At 38.6% G+C, this 19,996-nt stretch carries 17 protein-coding genes and 1 pseudogene; 7 read left to right on the forward strand and 11 right to left on the reverse strand.

Going from position 1 to position 19,996, the window contains the following annotated elements; genetic code table 11:
* Window positions 1–131 precede the first annotated feature (131 nt).
* The gene (locus tag JHJ32_RS06680; protein ID WP_200120397.1) at window positions 132–1,001 is read left to right on the forward strand and encodes a tyrosine-type recombinase/integrase; all 870 of its coding nucleotides are present in this window, start codon (window positions 132–134) and stop codon (window positions 999–1,001) included.
* On the forward strand, window positions 980–2,077 hold the full coding sequence (locus JHJ32_RS06685; protein ID WP_200120398.1) for an IS91 family transposase: 1,098 nt from the start codon (window positions 980–982) through the stop codon (window positions 2,075–2,077). Before JHJ32_RS06680 ends, JHJ32_RS06685 begins: the two co-directional genes overlap by 22 nt.
* Window positions 2,078–2,329: 252 nt before the next feature.
* Here the strand turns inward: JHJ32_RS06685 and JHJ32_RS06690 are convergent, their stop codons facing one another.
* From JHJ32_RS06690 to JHJ32_RS06705, 4 genes are all read right to left on the reverse strand, one after another.
* Window positions 2,330–3,319, reverse strand: a complete 990-nt coding sequence (locus JHJ32_RS06690) for a DNA-processing protein DprA (protein ID WP_200120399.1) — start codon at window positions 3,317–3,319, stop codon at window positions 2,330–2,332.
* 15 nt (window positions 3,320–3,334) lie between these two features.
* Complete coding sequence (locus JHJ32_RS06695; protein ID WP_079206259.1) at window positions 3,335–3,973, reverse strand: phosphoribosyltransferase; 639 nt, start codon at window positions 3,971–3,973, stop codon at window positions 3,335–3,337.
* A 2-nt stretch (window positions 3,974–3,975) separates the two neighbouring features.
* On the reverse strand, window positions 3,976–4,563 hold the full coding sequence (locus JHJ32_RS06700; protein ID WP_200120400.1) for an HAD family hydrolase: 588 nt from the start codon (window positions 4,561–4,563) through the stop codon (window positions 3,976–3,978).
* Window positions 4,564–5,120: 557 nt separating this feature from the next.
* The gene (locus JHJ32_RS06705; RefSeq protein WP_200120401.1) at window positions 5,121–6,710 is read right to left on the reverse strand and encodes a reverse transcriptase domain-containing protein; all 1,590 of its coding nucleotides are present in this window, start codon (window positions 6,708–6,710) and stop codon (window positions 5,121–5,123) included.
* Window positions 6,711–7,171: 461 nt separating this feature from the next.
* Between JHJ32_RS06705 and JHJ32_RS06710 the strand changes: the two genes are divergently transcribed.
* From JHJ32_RS06710 to JHJ32_RS06730, 5 genes and pseudogenes are all read left to right on the forward strand, one after another.
* Entirely contained in the window at window positions 7,172–7,681 is a 510-nt protein-coding gene (locus JHJ32_RS06710; protein WP_200120402.1) for a hypothetical protein, read from the forward strand.
* Between the two features lie 12 nt (window positions 7,682–7,693).
* A complete protein-coding gene (locus JHJ32_RS06715) occupies window positions 7,694–8,395 on the forward strand; it encodes a WYL domain-containing protein (protein ID WP_370584480.1) in 702 nt (233 codons plus the stop codon).
* A gap of 697 nt (window positions 8,396–9,092) precedes the next feature.
* Window positions 9,093–9,371 carry a transposase gene (locus JHJ32_RS06720; RefSeq protein ID WP_090975119.1) on the forward strand — a complete coding sequence of 93 codons (279 nt, stop codon included), beginning with the start codon at window positions 9,093–9,095 and terminating at the stop codon, window positions 9,369–9,371.
* Entirely contained in the window at window positions 9,368–10,219 is an 852-nt protein-coding gene (locus JHJ32_RS06725) for an IS3 family transposase (RefSeq protein WP_090975118.1), read from the forward strand. Before JHJ32_RS06720 ends, JHJ32_RS06725 begins: the two co-directional genes overlap by 4 nt.
* 34 nt (window positions 10,220–10,253) lie before the next feature.
* Window positions 10,254–10,460: pseudogene (locus tag JHJ32_RS06730) on the forward strand (transposase); the annotation flags it as partial.
* A 355-nt stretch (window positions 10,461–10,815) separates the two neighbouring features.
* On the opposite strand, the gene JHJ32_RS06735 reads toward JHJ32_RS06730, so the two are convergent.
* The 7 genes from JHJ32_RS06735 to JHJ32_RS06765 all read right to left on the reverse strand — a co-directional run bounded on the left by JHJ32_RS06735 (window position 10,816) and on the right by JHJ32_RS06765 (window position 19,962).
* Window positions 10,816–13,086: a hypothetical protein gene (locus JHJ32_RS06735; protein ID WP_200120405.1), complete on the reverse strand. Its 2,271-nt coding sequence runs from the start codon at window positions 13,084–13,086 to the stop codon at window positions 10,816–10,818.
* Window positions 13,083–14,258, reverse strand: coding sequence for a hypothetical protein (locus JHJ32_RS06740; protein WP_200120406.1), 1,176 nt, complete (start codon window positions 14,256–14,258; stop codon window positions 13,083–13,085). The genes JHJ32_RS06735 and JHJ32_RS06740 overlap by 4 nt, the downstream gene beginning before the upstream one ends.
* A 10-nt stretch (window positions 14,259–14,268) precedes the next feature.
* Entirely contained in the window at window positions 14,269–15,759 is a 1,491-nt protein-coding gene (locus JHJ32_RS06745; protein ID WP_200120407.1) for an ATP-dependent endonuclease, read from the reverse strand.
* On the reverse strand, window positions 15,756–16,190 hold the full coding sequence (locus JHJ32_RS06750) for a type I restriction endonuclease (RefSeq protein WP_233632515.1): 435 nt from the start codon (window positions 16,188–16,190) through the stop codon (window positions 15,756–15,758). The genes JHJ32_RS06745 and JHJ32_RS06750 overlap by 4 nt, the downstream gene beginning before the upstream one ends.
* Before the next feature lie 14 nt (window positions 16,191–16,204).
* Window positions 16,205–18,703: a S8 family peptidase gene (locus JHJ32_RS06755; RefSeq protein ID WP_200120408.1), complete on the reverse strand. Its 2,499-nt coding sequence runs from the start codon at window positions 18,701–18,703 to the stop codon at window positions 16,205–16,207.
* A 9-nt stretch (window positions 18,704–18,712) separates the two neighbouring features.
* Window positions 18,713–19,666, reverse strand: a complete 954-nt coding sequence (locus tag JHJ32_RS06760) for an AAA family ATPase (RefSeq protein ID WP_200120409.1) — start codon at window positions 19,664–19,666, stop codon at window positions 18,713–18,715.
* A gap of 101 nt (window positions 19,667–19,767) precedes the next feature.
* A complete protein-coding gene (locus tag JHJ32_RS06765; protein ID WP_200120410.1) occupies window positions 19,768–19,962 on the reverse strand; it encodes a hypothetical protein in 195 nt (64 codons plus the stop codon).
* Window positions 19,963–19,996: the final 34 nt, after the last annotated feature.

Here is a 19,996-nt window from a genome sequence, read left to right on the forward strand (position 1 = left end):
ATTTCGCCTATAAACCATAGTTTTATAATTCACTAAAAAATAATAGATATGGTAACGAAAAAAAAGAACCGGAGGAACTAAGGTACAACAAATACCTTCATCGCGCCTGCCGTGAAGTTACGGGATTTGAATTGTTATTACAACGTTTTGAGCGTAATATTTCCGTCTTAGGTCGTAGCAAGCGCACGTTTGAATGCTACAGTCGACATGTTGCTGCACTTGCCTTACATTTTCAGTGTTTGCCAACTGAACTGGAAGCTGAACAAGTTCAAGATTACCTTTACGAACTCCAACAACGGAGTAAAACACCTTCTCAAACCTATTTCAAGCATACGGTTTATGGTCTACGTTTTTTGCTGAAAACAGAAGGTCTTGCTTATGATTACCTGAAGTTACCTGAGATCAAACGAGAGAAGAAGCTCCCTGTTATCCTGAGCCGGGAAGAGATCTGGCGTATGCTTCAAAGTGCGACCTTGTTAAAACACAAGCTATTGATCGGCTTACTTTATGGCTGTGGTATGCGGTGTATGGAAGTTCGTAATCTGGAGTTGCGTCATTTGGATTTTGATCGAAAGCTTGTTCATATTGTACAGAGTAAGGGTAATAAAGATCGCTACGTTCCCTTGAGTGATCACTTGATCCGAGGTCTTATTACCTACATTTCGGCAGAACGACCTAAGACGTATTTATTTGAAGGCAAGGGTAATGGGGAAGGTAAAGATTTTGATAGTCGTTATAGCCAACGAGGAGTACAATGGGTTGTGAAAAGTGTGAGCAAGGCGGCAGGTATTTTGAAAGAAGTTCACACGCATATGCTTCGTCATAGCTATGCAACGCATTTATTGGAAGATGGAGTTAATATCATTACCGTGCAAAAGCTTTTGGGTCATGCCAACATCGAAAGTACGATGGTGTATCTGCATGTTTGTCAGACACCCGATGAGTTACCTGTTAGTCCATTAGATAAGGTTTTCAGGGTATGCAGCCGCAGTTCGAAGTAGCGGACGTACTTCGACATGTCGATTTAACACAACACTCTTTCAACGTTCATCAGCAGAAGACGCTTCGGGCTTTGCGGGATTGTCGGACTTCAGCATTAGGTGGTCATGTGGACTCCTGTGATAGCTGTGGCAATCTCAGTATCAGTTACAATAGCTGTCGCAATCGTCATTGTCCGAAGTGTCAAGGACACAAGCGTATGGAGTGGATACAAGCTCGTGAGCAGGATCTTTTAGCCTGCAGCTATTACCACGTTGTGTTTACGCTTCCGCACGAACTCCATGGCTTGTCATTGCACAATCCAGGATTAATTTACAAATGCTTATTTGAAGCGACTTGGGCTACTATAAATCAATTTGGAAAGCGGGAGGCATCTCAGCTTGGTATGATTGCTATCTTACATACCTGGGGTCAAAACCTAAGTCTTCATCCCCATTTACATTGTATTATTCCGGGCGGTGGAGTTGACAAAAAAGGTACTTGGAAAACTAAGCTCAAAAGTGATAAGTACTTGTTTTCGGTGAAGGCATTGAGTAAGGTTTTCCGTGCCAAGTATGTTAGTTTATTGCGAGCGAATGGGATTACTGATCAGCATCTTTTGGACAGTCTTTTTTCGAAGCAATGGGTTGTCTATGCTAAACGTCCGTTTGGAGGTCCTGGGCAAGTGATCGAGTATCTGGGGAGGTATACCCACAAGGTAGCCATCAGCAATCACCGGATCAAATCAGTTACCAATCGTGATACGACCTTTAGTTATAAGGATTATCGTTCTGGAGGGATTCGGAAGGAGATGAGTCTGAGCAACAGTGAATTTGTACGCCGCTTCAGTATGCATATCCTGCCACGTAGATTTGTCCGCATTCGGCATTATGGCATCTTGAGCAGCAGTTGGAAACGGGAGAAATTACCGCGATTGCAGTCATCTTTGTGTGTTGAGCGTCCGGTCAATGCTCCAAAGACTTTACATCGCCGATGCCCTTGTTGTAAAGAAGGTACTTTGATTACGATAGAGCTTCTGCCCAAGCGTGGTCCACCAAAGTTGGATTTACGGGTGGCACGAACTTTCCCTGCGATGTAATCATTGTGGGTAGGGGAACTAGTGTGCCCATGGTACCGAACTACTTGTAAAAATCATGTCTTGCGAACAGATCAAAGTCTTAAATGACAAAAGCAGGCTCTCCACCTGCTTGTATATCTTCTAAACCCAAAATGACATCCCCATAAGTGTAGGTATCCGGTTCCGTTCAACAGGGTTTTCATTGTTGGCCTTGCAGGCCCAACGAAAACTTAGTTATTAGGTGCTGGTGTTCTTTTCTTGTCAATTGAATTGTCATTCAAAAAGGTTTGTCTGTATTGCAGGTTTACTATTCTTTTTTGACTTTACTTTTTTAATAAGTTCTTCCAAGCTCTTTTGAGTTAGAATTGTAATGTCCCGTTGTTCAGAAATTAATTGTCTATTCAAGTCAAACATTGGATTGTTGCTGTCAAGAGTTTGGTCATACATAACCGCTCTTGGAATGTTATAATCTTTTGCAAAACCCATAGCTAGTCTTGCACCACTGTCTAATTTTTGGTCAAAAAGTTTCCATCGTTGTGCAGAATCTTGAGCATAACTTGCTGCCAATATTATTGCATCACAGTATAGTGCTTGTAATCTGTCTCTGTCTTTATAACGGCTACTTAAATCCATAGCAGATTTGTGTTCATCAAAATATTCTGATAATAATAATCCGCCTTCTTCGACTATCTCAAATGCTAAACTTCTGTTTTTTGCTGGTAGTATATTATTTAGCGGACTTGGCAGAATTGCTATTGTCTTACCACCGTTTAATGCTTGTTTATGTGCGATACTATCACAACCAAATGCTAAACCACTAACTATTGTAATATCATATTTTACAATTTCTGCTACTATCTTTTGTTCTCTCTGTTCTATGGCTTCATCAGGATTGAGCAAACCAATAACTGTTATGTTGCAATTGTCTGTGTCCAATAAGTCTAAATTACCTTTGTAAAATAGAAATATTGGTTGTTCACTTTCTTTTACATTGCCCCTATATTTTGGAAAATTCTTGTCACCTATTGCAACAATGCCGTCACAAAATTCTTCAAGTTTGTAAAGTTGATTTATAATTTTGGTCTTACTGAATTCAAAATCATCAAAAGTTACTTCATCATCTTGTTTTGAATTTTTGTTTATTAGTGAAACAATTGTATCAGGACTTTCATTTCCTTTTAAGTTCTTGTTTATCCAAGCTCTACCAATGTTTTTGAACGACTTTGCAGCTATGATATTTATTGCGTTGTCTGTATATCTCATCTTTTTACTTTTTAGTTAAACTCCAAGTTTGGCACCAATTGAATAGAAAATTACTGAATTTGCTCCTTTGTCAAAGAGTGCCTGAATAGCATCTTCGTCAATATTTACAGAATTCGTGTAAAGGTCATCAATAAGTAGAATGTCTTTGCCCTTTACATTTAATGAAAAATTGCAAGTATCTAAAGTAATACTCGGATATGGCATATCACCATTCCCACCGTGACCTGACCTTGCTCTATGTGTGGTTTTTGTGTCTTTTACTCGCTTTATATATTCCGAGCCGTCTATGAACCCTGGTAGTTGACTTGCAACTTTACTAATTGTTTTTTTAAAATAAAGCTGATTGGGGTTGTAGTTTACCTTAGCTCTTGGAACTACACAGACAACAAGGCTGTTTTTACCAGATAATTTTAACACTTGGGGCAAATCTGTTTTCAAAATGTTTTCCAATTGACCACAGACGTTTTGAAGCACAATTTCTGCATAAGGAGTAATGTCGTTTTTAAGCGTGCAAATAATATTTTCTATTGACCCTTTTACTTGCCATTGTCCTGCACCACTTGAATATTTTGAATGAAAATATGCTTGAACTTCTCTCTTCAAGTAATAATTGCCTTTATGGTCTTTTGTCGGTGTGATTGTAAATTTCCACATAGTTAAACTGATATTATATTTTCAATAGGGATACCTGCTTTAACAGCTTCATCAATTTCAAATTGTTCATTTTCGAATGCAATTATCATTTGAGGTTCTAATTCAAGAGTTTTTAGTGCGTTTTCAAATTTATTAATGTGTTGGTCTTTAGCAATTGACTTACGAAATATTTTATGTTTGAATTTGTCAGTCAAGCCGTGCTGGTTTAGTGTCATAATTGCTCTGTCTTCTCTACAATTTGTCACCAAAATTGTTGTATTGAATTCAAAGAACCTATCCAAAATTTCATTTGCATAGGGAAGTAGCTTTGTCTGCCCGATATTTTCAGAGTAAAAGCTTTCTTTTAGTCGTATTATTTCTTGATACTCATTGTCTTTAAGATTTGGAAATTCTCTTTGTAAAATTGTCCGGTTAAACCTTTCATTAGGATTGAATGGAAGAAATTGTTTAGGGTTTATTACAGACTGAATAGCCATTTTAAACGATAGATAGTTTGCATAGTCCGTGTCAACCAATGTTCCATCCATATCAAAGAATAGGACTTTGTCCTGCGTGATAATTTTGCTTATGTCCTGTTTATTGTCTTCCATTTTTCTACGGTCTGTCTGTTACACTTGCACCTAACTAGTAAATACACGCAATTCTCTCTGTTTGATTGTGTCTTATATAGTGTTGTTAATCAGTATGTTGGGTTGTTTTCTATATTGCGAGTTTATATTGTTTAACACGTTGCGGTTATCCAAAGTGCGCAATGCGTGTTTTGGACAACTTACTGCCGTCATCAATAAGTTGCCCAATAACCCGGAATACACACCCCAAACCAATATTTAGTCTGTTGTCACTTTTTAACCAAAAAATCCAACTTACTTCAGGCCCAGGCTGCACGATTGGTTTCGTTAAAATTAAAAACTAATATAATAAAATCCAAACCTTAAATAGGGGAGATGGCCACGTACCCACCATTGCTCTAAATCAATAATGCCGATGGCTCATTAGCCAGTTTTTAAAATCATCGTTTTGCATGAAAAACAAACCCAAATCCAAAGGTTATAATTTTAAATAATGTTACATTACGGTTTACCGTAATGGCTCAGAAGCTATCGTATGGCGCTAATTATGTGGAAATGGTTGGATGGGTTTTGATAATTTACGTGTTCCGCTCGACCTGCCTCTTTAAATGCTTGCTCATTGCTTGAAATAGTATCCTTTTGTGCTTGTTGATTTGTTTCAAAATAGCGGGTTCATCCATGATCTGGCTGGCTCGGTGGGCATAGGAAAGATAATTGCTGCTATGTTTCGCCGGGCGTCGTTTTGTTTGGAAATAGTATTCTCCCATGTCGTTTTGAGCCCAAAATTTTGATTTCGTCCGAAGCTTGTCTGCGGAGAGTGGATATCTTGCGTAAAGCCTGTATAATTGATTTCTATATATTTTTAACGGCTGTCCAGGGGTTTTCTTAGCTGCCTGTACTGCCCGCCGCGCCTTGGTCTTTGTAGAAATGATCATCCGCCTATAAAACTTCGCTAGATTGGCCGACTTGATTAGTGTTTTACTTCCATGAAATTCGAATCCCAGATAGGTGAATGGATAACCGATACGCAATGGCTTGTCTTCTTCCATTTTACACGATACAAGCACCCTTTCTCCATTGTTCAATGGTCTCCAGGTGAAGAGGAATTTTTCTGTTTTTTCACGACTGATGTCGACGTTAAAATTTTGAATTGCATCATACATATAGTTTTCAATGAAGTGTGCATCTTCAGGCTTGCATAGCACAATGATGTCGTCAGAATATCTACGGTAAAACGCTTCGTAACGGTTAACAATATCGGTTAGAATGTTCTCATCGAATTTAAGCAAGTAAAGGTTAGCCAAAGTAGCACTAATAGGAAGGCCTTGCGGAAAGCCGACGGGTTTTCCGTTTTTTCGAAACGGAAATCTGTGTAGCTTCAGGTCACCTGATTTGACCGCGTCGCGGAACTCTTTTGGAGATTCAAAAAAAGCGTGGATCCTTTTCTTTCGAAGTCTGGCGAGCTTACGCTCATCGAATCCGGAACGACGGCCATAGTGTTTTTTATCAATCCTGAAATCGTCGCGCATCACATAAGAAAATCGGGTTACTGCTTTAAAGACGTTGTAGTGATCATTGGGTAATCTGGTTTCTCCAAGAATTTCAGCCCATTGGGATTTTAGTATATCGTGGTCGATCTCATTAAAAAAGTTTCTAATGTCAAACTTGAGGGCTACACACTCTTGTTGGAGCGATCGTTCTTTTATTTCATTAAAAGCATCGTTAGCAAAATGTATGGTGCTTTTGTTCTTGTTGTCTATTCCGGTGGGAATGCGGCGATAGGCCGTAACGCAGTCTGCTAGTCCCGTAATGCTCTTCAGATAGGCCTCATACTTGCCAAGGATAATTTCTGAGTAATGTCCGAATATTGCTGCGTCCAGGTGCGTCGCATAGTGCAGTGGCCTGTTCTTTGCATTCGATCTCACTGTTCCATCATTTCTTTTGTAAGAGTGCGATTTTCCTTGTTCCGGTAACTCAGAGCTCCGCTTAAATCGTCTCTCTTTGATAATGGCATGTATTAAAGGGAAAAAGGCATACTTGGCAACGAAATCTTTATTCTGGATCATCTCCAAAATTTTCTTCTTGTCCCGTGCGAGGTCAAGTTGGTTAGTAATGTGTAAATATCCACGGTTTCTCAGCCACGGATACTGCGGTTTAAGTCTTTCCATTGAAAAATATCAAAAGGCTCTACAGGTAAATTTACCGTGCGGCGGGCTTACTTTAAGACATAACGCCAACGAATTGGCTAAGGCCATTTCCCAGATACTCTGAGTCGCACTATTATTTGATTCGACAATCAAGAGAAATCACCATATGCAAAGTAATCAAAGAAAATTAACTACCTTAGCGGTGACCCTGCTCGACTGGGTGATAGGCTTGCACCTCTCAACGGTAAACCCGCTAATTGGGTTCTTTATCATGGCCTTGTGGGCTATGATGAAAGTCTGGTTGAAAGACATCGCCATCACTGATTTTAAACCTTATCTATCAAGCTCTATGACTTACGACAAGTAACTTACATGTTTAAGTTTCCGGCCCATTCTAGCTGTCATTACCCTAATAAATTTCCTGCAGAGCGTTGTCCAAAAATAATAAATACATTATATTTCGCAAAAAATTAAATTATGCTATGACCGTAATACCTAACCTTGGCGATATTGTCGCAGTAAACGCGCATCCCTATTTTAAAGAAATTTATAATGTCAGAATCGCAGGAGAACCCACCAACGTTCTCCCGCTCATGGTTGTCGTTGAAATCCACGAGGAGGTAAAGACGATGTATCATGAACAAACGGGGGAACTTTTAACGGAAAAGGGAAAAGGTAAATGCAAATGCGTTTGGTTTTCTTTAAAAACGAACTCCTTCTCTGAATCCTGGTTTCACTTTGATTCCATTAAGATCATTAAAAGTAGAAGTGCGGATCACCTCGCTTCGTCCAACCTTACTGAGGACAGCGAGGAGTTTAGGGAAATTAGAAAAAAATGGAAAAATAAAAGTGTCAACTTTATTACGAGTAGATTAGAGCTTAAAAAAGTTAAAGAGACAAAAGCGTTCGAAAAGGACGTCGATAAATTATCTTCTTACTCGTCGTTGTTAAGCTTTGTTTGCCCGCCATTGGAGGTTATCGAAGTTAAGTAAACGAGCATTAAAGTGCAGTCTGTATTCGACACCAAAACAGGCAAGAGAAAGCATCATCATCCAAAAGTCGATTTTAAGGTAAGGTATTATAACGCTGCGAGTGACAAATGGAGCGTGAGTATGCTGCCACTGGAATGTTTTGAGCCTATAGAGGATGTATCAGAACAAGTAGCAATTTTGTCTTCTGATATCGAGAAAGGGGTTACATATCAAGTGGACGTTTCTTTACTTGAACCGATATTGCAAAGCCAGTTTTCTGAACCATTCGCGTTGTTGGAGCCCAGAGAGGTTTCATATATAAATGGGAGCTATACCCTAAAAGCTTATGACTGGATTCAGAACAAAACCCTAGTGTTGGACATACCGCTTCCTGATTTCGCCGCGCAAATTTCCAAGGACAATCTGTTTCTTGGCGACGCGTTTCCTGACTTCGATTTCACAGAAGGAAGTAGGGCCCCTGCATGGGAAGGCTTATTCACAGAATTCAATGACTTTATAGCGAAATATTCGGACGAAAAGAACTATTTGGTTTTAACATATATTAACCGCGCTGGCAACGTAACAACAAGAACCATAAAAGACTATTTTGTCGTCCCTAAGTCGACAAAAACGTCATCCGATTATTTACAGGCCTATTGCTGTAAGAAGAAGGAAAGACGGAGTTTCAGATATGATAGAATACAAAGCATAAAGGTGCTAAACCTGAAGGTCTGAACCGTTGAACAGACGGAGGCTGGTCACGTAAACGGGAGTCAGGTGTTGAATTAAATTAAAAAAATGCGTTTTGCATTCGTTGATAATGGAAAGGTTGAAGCCAGTTCGGGTCCGAGTGATGGCGACTCAGGCCCAGGTCACGATTGGTTTCGTTAAAATTAAAAACTAATATAATAAAATCCCAAACTTTAAATAGGGGAGATGGTCATGCGCCTGCTATCCCCCTTAAATCGTTAATGAATCAACGGCTAATTAGCCAGTTTTAAAATAATTGCATGCAGCAAAACGCCAATCCAAAGGTTGTGATTTTAAATGGTGTTACATTACGGTTTTCCGTAATGGCCAAGAAGCTATCGTATGGCGCTGATTGGGTGGAAATGGTCGGATGGGTTTTGAGTTTGGTGAGATAATTCTTATCTTCGTCTCAGGTTTAGGTTGATAGCCCCTAATCCCATTGGGGCGGATTCCCGTTATCTTTTAGGTAACGGGTTTCTTTTTATCACTTCATTGTCTTTTTAACATATCTTAACAATCCTGCTGTAACAAAGCGGGGCCAGGGTGCGTTATATAGTCAGTTAGTAAGATTTTGTCTTTTCATAATTTAGGTTTATAATTGGTTAGTTAGCAAGCCCCTGTCGGCTATAATACTCCCCAAAAATTGGACAGCTGCTTAAATGTTTAACTTAGCAGTTGAAAAATGAAAAAAGAACGGAGAAAATTCAGTGCAGGCTTTAAGGCTAAAGTAGCCATCGAAGCGATCAAGGAGCAGCAGACGGTGCATGAGCTGGCCGCCAAATACCAGATTCATCCTACACAGATCAACACCTGGAAGCGGGAGTTTTTGGATAAAGCTGAATCGGTATTCAGTAAGGATCATGCTTCGGCCAAAGATGAATCCAAGGAGAAGGAACTGTATTCAAAGATCGGGGAATTGCAGATACAGGTGGATTTCTTAAAAAAAGTATTGGGCAAATGAGTTTGGAAGAAAAGCGCAGGCTTGTTTGCCCACCTTATAAAAAGTTGAGTGTTTACCAGCAATGCAGTGTCATCGAGCTGCCGCGTAGCAGTTATTATTTCAAGCCCAAAGGGGAATCCCTGTACAACCAGCGGGTGATGAAAGCAATTGACCGGAAGTTCCTGGACTGTCCGTTCTATGGGGTGGAGCGGATGACCGCATACCTGAAAATGGACCTGGGTTATTCTGTAGGGGAAAAGCGCATCAGGCGATTGTATAAGGTTATGAACCTGAAGGCCATTCATCCCAAGAAGAATCTCAGCAAGGCAAACAAGGGGGATTATAAATTCCCCTACCTGCTCAGGAACCTGAAGATCGACCGGGCAAACCAGGTCTGGCAGGCGGATATCACCTACATCCCCATGTTCCGTGGATTCATGTATATGTTTGCCATCATCGATGTATACAGCCGTAAAATTATGGGCTGGGACATTTCCAATACGATGAGTGCCGAATGGTGCCGGGATGTCATGCTGGGTGCCATGGAAAGGCACGGGAAACCGGAAATCTTCAACACCGATCAAGGATCCCAATTCACATCCTCGGTATTCATCGAAGCACTTAAAAAGCATGAGGTGAAAATATCCATGGACGGTAAGGGCCGGGCTTTGGACAATATCTACATCGAACGGTTCTGGGGTTCGCTCAAAAGGGAGAAAATCTATCTGAATCCACCAAACGGTGGGGTCGATCTATATCGGCAGGTAAAGGATTATGTATGCTTCTACAATACCGAGAGAAGGCATAAATCGATCGGCCGGATAACACCCGACGAAAGGTTCTATCAGATAATCAAAAATGTGTCGTGATTATATCTTAAATTAGTGCAAAAGTTGTCCAGCAAATAGGGAGTATCATAGATTGAACGGGACTTACCGTGATAATGTATTGGACTGCTACCTGTTTGACACCCTTGATGAGGTAAGGGAAGTTACCTGGCAATGGATGGATGATTATAACAATCACAGACCGCACGACAGTCTTGGCAATATGCCTCCAACCGAATATGCCGCTTTATCCGCTTTTGAAGGCGATAGACAGGCGTGTTAGGGTATTTAGGTTTAGGTTAATTTGAAGAGAATTTTGTAAAATTACGCAGTCTTAATTCGGGGAAGTCGACAAGTTCATAGGGCGGATACAGATTATTGGCCTCTTCACTGGTGTACTTTCATCCGGAACGGGTGGTGTACTTTCCCCGGAATATTCAGATTTTACGTGTCGTTGTCCATTTACTTTTCTGTCTGTCTGTGTCGGTTAGTGCGATGGCGTGTTTTAATTTTTTTCTAAAAGCGGGGGAGAAAAAATTTTGAAATTCTTCTTGGGTTGGGGCAGGCACACTCTTACCGCATTTTTGGTCTGTGCGTTGGCTTGTGCGAATGCGGTATGTGTGTGACTGCTGCATGGGCTATGCTATCGTTTTATTAATGTATTCTGAAAATCTAGAAACTATTTTGTCTGGACAACCAATTGCTTTGTTTAAAACTTCTTTCAGGTCTTCCTTTCTCATTTTAAGTCGTCTGATACCAATTGCAAGTAAAAATTCCATTAATGCTTCCCCGTCTGCTGAATTGTATTTGTCAATTATACTCAACAGGAATTCTTTCATTTGTAAACTAAGTTCGCTGTCAAGGTCATAGGCGAAATATTCAGTTTTGCCGCTTCTTAGCAGTGATGCTTGAATAATTCCGTCATTAAATCGGTGAAAGTTTCTCGGACTTAGCATATTTCTCACATAGTTCGTCTGTTTAAGTGATGGATGAGAATTGATTTGCTTTTGTTCAAGGTTTGAAATGATTGTCGATATGGTAAAGTAAACTTCTGATTGAGCTATTTCATTTTCTTTATAGTCAAAGGAAGTCCAGAACGCAAAATTCTTCCTTAATCGTAAATCCTGCTTACCAACAGTTTTCAGAAAAACATCATTGCTAAAGCCACGAAGTTTTTTGTTGTCAAGTAGTATTGAAAGTCTTTCATTTACATAGCTGTAAACTTCAGGTTCTTTGTCTTCATCAAGTGAACCTATGAAGTCTTCAAGAAAGACTTTTTCCAGTTCCCAAGAAGTTTCGGTTTGCTGTATTGAACAGTAAATTGTTTCGACTGCGACAAATGGCCTTTCATCGCTTTTGTCTTTTCCTTTCTTTAAATCACTAATTAGGTCAGTTGAGAACTTATCGTTTACTGGTCGGTAAATGCCAACGAAATAAACCAAATTCAACTTCTCCATATTTCGCATTAAGCGACTTATCTGTAATAGTTTTTTTCCGGTGGTAATACAGGAAGCAACAATCACAACAGTTCCCGATTCTTCTGTGATTTTACTTGTAAAATCTGAATCGAGTTTAATTAACTCAGGTTTTATGCTTGATGGAATTTTAGTAAGAATATGCTTCGCAAGTTCTTCTGAACCAATGTCAGGGAGATGCAAAAGATATTTGGTGTTTGCAGGTATATATTTATCAATGTGTCTATTTAGTGCTGCGTCAAACCTTTTAAACTTGGTTAAGTTCTTTAGCAGATAGACAATATCAAAATATACTTCGTAGTTAGCATCAGGAAAATTGTCTTTGTAATAGACTTTTATTACTCCTTCGTTTGGTAATCCGCTTTTGTAGTTTTCAGCAAATGTTGCGATACTCTTTGCGAAATATTCAGGTTTTATTGTTAGAAGATGCCTTTCAACTTTTGGTTGAACTGTAAGAAATACGTCTCCACGAATATTTATTGGTCGTGAATGGTTCTTACATAGTTTACAATCTTCAGGGTTATTATAAGTTTCAAATTCTTCCTCTCCTAATTGAAATTCAGAATCCTTTGTCAGGTTGCAAATAATATTAGCACTGTGGTTTAAGAATTTGTCATTTGGCCCTAAAAAGTAAACAACCTGAATCTGTTCCTTATCGGCTCTTTTTTCCTTTAATAGCCTGTCAATGATATTGCCTGATGTAGAGGATGAAATTAATACTAACGATTCAGGGGAAAAACTATCAGTGCTTTTTTCAAATACATCATATGATTCAAAACTGTGAACAATAGGGCAATCAAACTCAATTTTAAACCTTCTTCTCAATTCAAAAACCGAATATGGCAAAACATTGATTGATGAAGTATCGCAGTATATAATGTTTCTATCCTTCGTATGTTTCAAAAGTTGGACAGCGAGGAAAAATATTTCTGACTGATTTATCAGAACATTTCCTGTTCGTATAAACTTAGAACAGTGTTTATTGCTTGGGAAAACAAAGTGATGGTCAGGAGTTGATTCAACCAAACCACCATTGTTTTTGAAAATTACTGTTGAACCGCTTCTTAGCAGATGTGAAATGAACTTAGACTCATGTTTTGGTTTCTTGCCTTCAATCAAAGTAAAACTGCCGTCAGCATCATACTCATAAATAATTAGACACTTATCAAAATAGTCTGCCGATTTACCCGGAACCCTTTGAAATGTTGTTTCTCTGCCTGATTTGAAAAATTCTAAAGATGAAGCATCAAGATAGTTTGGAACAAGAACCACCAATTTGTCGGTAATACTGTGTTCTTGAAAAAAATTATTTAGTTCTTGAGCTAATTCATTCTGAGAACCGATTTTCGTTTGGTGAATAAACAATACCGTAACTCTCAGTTTTCCTGTTGAAGAAACTACGTCTTCATATTGGTATATAAAGTAGTTTCTCATGGTTGATTAAATTCTAAAGGATAAAAAATAGAAAGTAATGTGCCTTCTGCTGCTGGATATACAGTAAAATTGCTTTTGCTGTTATTCTGAAAATCATTTAACTGAATTTCACTTGCATTGTCATGATGGTGATAGCGATTGTTTCTCATGTCACGAAAAACATCTGCCCGTCCAGTTTTTATTCTTACAAAGCCTTTTCCGTCTAGTGTTTGCAGAACTCTGTCGAGTCCAATTCCTTTAATTTCACCTCTGAATCCGTCAGCAGAAGTGTTATGCCTGTATAAACATTGCTTGATAATTTCTACCTCTTCGGCTATGTTCAAATTGTAATCGCTTATCCTTTTGTATCGTTTCACAAAGCCAGGCCCACTATCCAAAATTGAAATTTCTAAGAGATACAAATCACCTTGTGGATTAACATTAAATCCTGAATTGAAATATTGAACAAGACCTGCATAATCTTGAAACTGTTCAACGAATTTGTTAATCGGCTTCTTGTGAAATTTCAATTGTAATGCACGAATATTTGGATATAGATTATAGCCAAGTTCATTCGTCTTTGCGTGTTCGTGTGTATTCGTAAAAAGTTCGTGGATTATTGCTATAAAGTCATCATAATGACCTTTTACACCTGTTCTAAACACACCTTTGTTGAAGTCTCCAACTTTTTTAAAGGCATTGAAAAGATTAAAACCTAGAGTGGTTTCATTAACCAGTTCTCTGAAATTCTTGTAAAGGTGGCGTGAAAGTCCTCTATTTGATTTGTCATGGTCGAAGCAATAAATAGGAACGGAATTTCCTTTTAAGTCGAAAAAATCCATGCGGTTAAAGTATTCCTTGCTCGGATTCTTCAATTCTCCTTTTATGTTTTCTCCATTCGCATTTACAATTTCTTTCTCCCAAGCCAAAACGATGGATGGATAAACAAACTCATTGTTATCCAAATATTCAATTGCTTCTTCCGTGTTGTTAACTGGTAGATACAATTTGCCTGAACGATTATTTCTTACCCAAGTGGACAAAAACTGTAAATAGGAAAAGAGTAAACCGAAATCCAGTTTTTCTATTTTCTTAGGTAAATGCACATCAATCACAGCATCATTAGATGAAGCGAGTTCAGAATATAGATTCTGAATTTTTGTAAGTGATATTGTGCCATGTATTTTAATCATCACTAATTCCTTATTTGACTGTTTGTGCTACCTTGATTAGATACTCAATTGATTGTTGCAATTCTGCACCGTTGAAACTAACTGCTTGCATTGTCTTATTCTCAGGATGGTGAATTTTGTTTCTTATGAATACTGGTAGCGTGACATTTTTTGAGGCTTGAGGCACTCCCGCTTTTTCAGGTATCCATGCCCTGTCCTTGGGGATTCCAAATTTCTGCTCCAGTAAATCGTCCATGTCTTTTTCAAAAAAGCATTGAGTTTTTTCTTGTATGAATCCATAAAGTTCATCATGAAACTCAATGGTCACGTAGTTGTAAGCTAGATAGTTTATTTCTCCCCAAGAAGGACTCCAAGGAAATAAACCATTAGCAAAAGACATTTCATTGACTAAAATCTTATTTGTCTTTACTTCTCTGTTCGTTACAAACGTTTTTACACCACTTTTACCAACACAGTTTTTAAAAAATACAGGCGAATGAGTTGTTACGAAAATTTGATGCCCGTCTTTTCTTGATGAAATGTTCCATAGATAGTCAGCTAATTGTTCCTGCAATCGTGGATGTAAATGCAATTCAGGTTCATCAATAAGAATCAACAGTTTTTCTTTTGACATAGAAGCCAGTGTCTCCAAAAACAAAAGCGAAATAATCATTTCTATTCCTGAGCCAAGATATTTTATTGGTAAGTCTAAAACATCTTTCTTCGATGATAGAAAAGCTGATTCATACGGAGCTATTGAATCTAAAATCGCAAGGTTGATTTCCTCAATTCCAAATGCTTTTGTTCGATTGTTGAACTCCTTGAAAATTTCATATTTATTGAACTCTACTTTATCTGCAATTTCACTGGTTAATGATGGAATCTTATTGAGTATTTCGGCAGGCTTTCCAGTCTCCTCAGATTCTTTTCTAACACTTCTTGAAAATCGCCAATTTAAATCGTCAATAATTGTTGAAAACGAACTATTGTAACCTTTTTGAAGTTGCCTGTCCCTTTCTTTACCATAGAAAAAGCTTCTTGGTAATTCATTGGTTGATATTTGCGATAATGACAATGAACGTTCTGTAAAAGTAAAGTCACTGCCGCTTTTTCTTTTTACTGCATATCCTTTTTCGCCTCTTGGAATATCAGGAACAACAATATGGTCTAATGTAACTAGGTCGGAAAATATTTTCCCTGCTGTCTTTTTATCTCTTTTTTTTATTCCTAAAAATACTTTGTTACAGGTTACAGTTTGCTCGGTGTAACCGTCAGGAAGATTCACATTTATACTATTTTCTAATTCTATTAAAACTTTTATCGGGTTGTCGTTTCCGTTTGGAAAATCGGTGTGTTTAATTCTCCCAGATAAGAAGTTTGGCGAAAAGCAAAAATGGATTGCTTCAAGGGTTGAAGTTTTTGAAGTTCCATTGTCGCCAATGAAAATATTGAAGCGGTCAACTTCTAAGTCGTTGACTTCTTCAATGCCTCTAAAGTTCTTTATAGATAGTTTCTTAATCATTTCCCATATTTTACCTGCGGCTCGGCTGCCATTGATACCGTAAACTGGTTGACGGCTAAAAATTCGTTGTTCTCTGGGCTTTCAAAATCAACGATATAAATTTTCTCGCCACGAATGCCGCTTTCGGTTCGCATTTCTACATCTACGCCATCTGTGAGGTAGCGGTGAAAGTTTTCGTTGTTGATTAGAGCATTGGGGCTTTCGGTACGCAATACTTTTTTTAGGGCATCTTCTTTGGCATCTTGCGAAATCTTGGGGTTGAGTTTGTCAATGGCATCACGCAAACGGGTAACCAACACCACTTCGTTGTATTGCCTTTCGGGGTGCTCGCCATCGGGAGATATATTTACTCCGTTCAGGTATTCATAGCCTAAACTTTGTAAATAACCTAATGCAATTTCTTCTATTTGGTTTTCGGTGATGCTTGCCATATCTTCATATTCTTCTATGAGGTTTGAATCTCAACTGGGACTTCAATCATAGTTTTGACTGTTGTATATAGTTCAACGTCTTGGGCAGGGGTTTCAATCGAAATAATCAAGGAATAACGTGTTTTATTTTCTACTTTTCCTAAGTGCTTCCGCTCACGCCACCATCCAATAACCGGATAAACGGCAATGTGATTACAAGTTGATAAATCTGCCGCTGTACCTTCCCAAAAGTCAGAATGAATTGAACCGCTACTACGGTTATTAGTCCCTATTACCCAACGATTACTTCCTGCATTTCCATTTACTTCTTCATCTTCTTCTCTGGCTGCTTTATTTATTCGCTTTCTAAAATCATCCTCATTTTCACCAATATTGTTTACATCAAAGCGTAAACCGTGCGATTGATAACGATATTTGTCTTTCCAACCGATTTCGCCTGCCCCCGGTTCTATAAAATAGGAAAGGGTAATCCGCAATTTAACAGGTATTTGCCCCATTTCCAATAATAAATCGCTTGGCCAGGGAAGGTCGAAAAAGTGAATTTCGTTCGTTTCGGTATCACTACTACTTCCTTCTTTGTAACTAAAGGGTTGAATGGTTTCCTGCGCAATAAATGTCAATGCACTCTCCTGACTGTACAAAGCCTTGTCTAAATTGGGGACTCCAAAACCAAAAGTTCGTAGTAGATTTGTAATATCTCTTTTATTGTTTTGCTTTTCGTGCTGATTGCGCATCGCATTATTCCAATCGGCAGAATGAATCATTAAACCTCTGATGGTTTCTGCCCAAGCATTCGGATATTCAAAGGCTACTTTTGCTGCAAACCAAGATGCTTGTGCAGCGGCTGCACTTGTAGCATTCACAGTATCAAATGGCTTAATTTGTATAGATTTTGAAGTGGAGAGCAATTCCAAGTCTTCGTGAGACGTGATGTTGTTATCAGGTGCTTTCAGTAAATTTCCTCCCTCAAATACAACATCGGGCTTTACTGGCCATCTTTTTTCCCATATTAATGAAGTCGAACTATAAGGAGAAAGCTCACCCTCATTGGCAACAGGAGAATGGTTTTGAAAATTAGGGTCAGTTACTTGTACTTTTTCGGTGTGTGCTCCTGCCACGACAGCATTCCATGCCTGCGCGGGGTTTTGAACAGAAGAGGTAAAATTTGAATAAGGATAATTTTGCCACGATTCATCATCACGGATATTCCCGGCGGAGACAATTATCAATCGCTGATTCTCACCGTCGCCATAAGCTAAGTTGTCTACTGCTCCAGACCAAGAGGAAGGTCTCCCAAAATTTACATCTTCTGTTGAAGTAACGGACATACAATAAACCAAAACCATATTGGGATTTTGAATTTCTGCTCTTGCAATTGCCTGTGCAGTTATATCACCCCATAATTCTTTTGGTGTTCCATTTTGATGGGGGCGTGGAAGAATTTTTACGGAACAAAGCCTATGTGTAAGCGGAACTTGATTTTGTGAAACAAGCACCTGTTCCATTTTTCCATAAGCCGCGACACCCGCCATCAATGTTCCGTGTCCTGCTCCTGATTCGTGGTCGTCTGTTCCCCAGACATTATCAACAGTCAGTGTATTAGCATCATCAATCAGTGGTTGCAACAATTGATGCCCATTGTTTACACCTGAATCTAATAAACAAACTTTTACATTGCTATCGACAAGCTCTATTCTTCCTAATAAATCATTTACCCAATTCTGTTGCTCCACATTACTTTCATTTACCCAAAATCCTGCAGGTTCTTGCCCTGCCCGAAATTCTGCCAACAAGTCACTTTGCAACATCAGTTCAATTAACTGTGCACGGTTTGCATTGACGAGTAAAACGGCTCTTTCGGGGAAAATAATACTGTTGTGTTTATATGCTATTCCAATGTTTTCAAGCGTAGTTAGAAATTGTGCAATTTGTTCTTGCTCTTGGTTTTCTTTTGTGTTTACATTCAACCACGCTTCACACCACTTAGTATTTTCTTCAGGAATAAGTTGTGGATTATCTGTCCACAAACCTTCTAATAGTGCTATGCTTACGTCTTCGATACTATTTACTAAAGGAGCATTTTTAGGTTCTCCTTTAGCCGTTTCTTCTTGCTGATATTTTTGGATTTTGGAAATGAAATGTCCTTCTTTTCCATTAGGAACATACACTGTTGCCCGTATCTGAGTTTGGTTTTCACCAACAGGGATCTCTTTGATATTCAATAAGCGGATACCTTTTCTAAGGTCTTCCAGACTTTTGGTAATCAAGTCGTGGTCAGCAGCACTGGTAAACGAAATGTAGGTTCCCTCTCTGGTTGCTATTTGTTCAGCCCCACGCTGTCGTTGCAATTGTTCTTTTGCTTGCCAGATTGCATCAAGCTGATTTAAAAGTTTTTGGCTGTGAGCTACTCTATTACGAGCAGGAATATTTGATTCCCCTCTGCCTCTTTGTGGAGTTTTAAATTTTTCACTATTTACATTTCCTGTAATAAAAATGTGTTTATATGATGCCATTCGTCCAAATTATTTATGATATGCTGCATTACGGTCTTTGATTGCCCTGAGAATTAATTCATTGTTCATTGGCTGCTTGTCATTCAAAATGGTTTCTTTAATGGCATCTATGCAGGCAAGTGATATTTCGGCGTGGCTCAAACCGTTAATATTGGGCAGCAAGTCTTTAAATTTGATTTTCTTGGCAAATTGAGCAAGTCTGTTTTTAAGTAATTCTTCTTTTTCTTCCAGACTTGGCAGGTTGTATAAAATAACATCATCAAACCTGCGGAAAAGGGCTTGGTCTAATAGTTCTTTATTGTTGGTAATCGCTATAATAAGACTGTCAGAATTGTCCCGTTCGATGAATTGGAGAAAAGAGTTTAATACTCTCCGCATTTCACCCACATCATTGTCACGGCTTCGTTCACCACCAATCGCATCAAATTCATCAAACAGATAAACGCCTTGTCGTTGCTCAATCAAATCAAACACCTGACGAAGTTTGGCACTCGTTTCGCCCATAAATTTCGTTACCATCTTATCCATTAAAATGGTATAAAGCGGTAACCTCAATTCATTGGCAAGGATAGAAGCCGTCAGAGTCTTTCCTGTTCCGGGAGGACCCGAAAGCAAAATTTTCCTGCGGTTTTCCAAATCGTGTTTACGAAGTTTGTCTCGTTGTACAAACTCTGATATAATGCGATTGACTTTTGATTTAATGTCATCGGAAGCAATCATATCTGAAAGATTTACCGCAGGAACGTTTTCCTGTATCAACCCTTGTAAATCGGGAGCAAACGTTTTGGTTTTATGTTTGGTTTCCTTTGCCTTGTCAATAATCGTTTTAATCTCGTTGGCTACGATATTATGCCCGAGTTTTGCTTCGTGGGCAGCTATCTGCAATGCAATAGTGGTGAACCTTTCAGGTTCATTATTGTAATGCGATTTAATTAACGATATGATGTAGTCTGCCTTTGCCATATAATGCAAATTTACACATTAATTTATGATGTTTTTTTTCTATATTCCATTTTCTTACAGCAAATTAAATATTGTTTGTGCGTCTGCTGTACTTCTTAGCTCTACTTCTTTACAAAAGGTAAAATCACCTTTAATATTTTTTCTAAACCATTTATTGAAACTTCATCCTTGTTGTCAAAATGAATACTTGCCTGTTGTCCAAAATATTTTTTTACCAATTCTTCTTTGATTGCTTCTTTTTTTGCCTCTGGGAGCAATTCAATAAATGGACCTATAGAAGCTAACTCTAATTCCAAATTCCTATTGTGGGTTTCCAAATTTCGATGCTTA

This window comes from Parapedobacter sp. ISTM3, assembly GCF_016533505.1.
GTDB lineage: Bacteria > Bacteroidota > Bacteroidia > Sphingobacteriales > Sphingobacteriaceae > Parapedobacter > Parapedobacter luteus.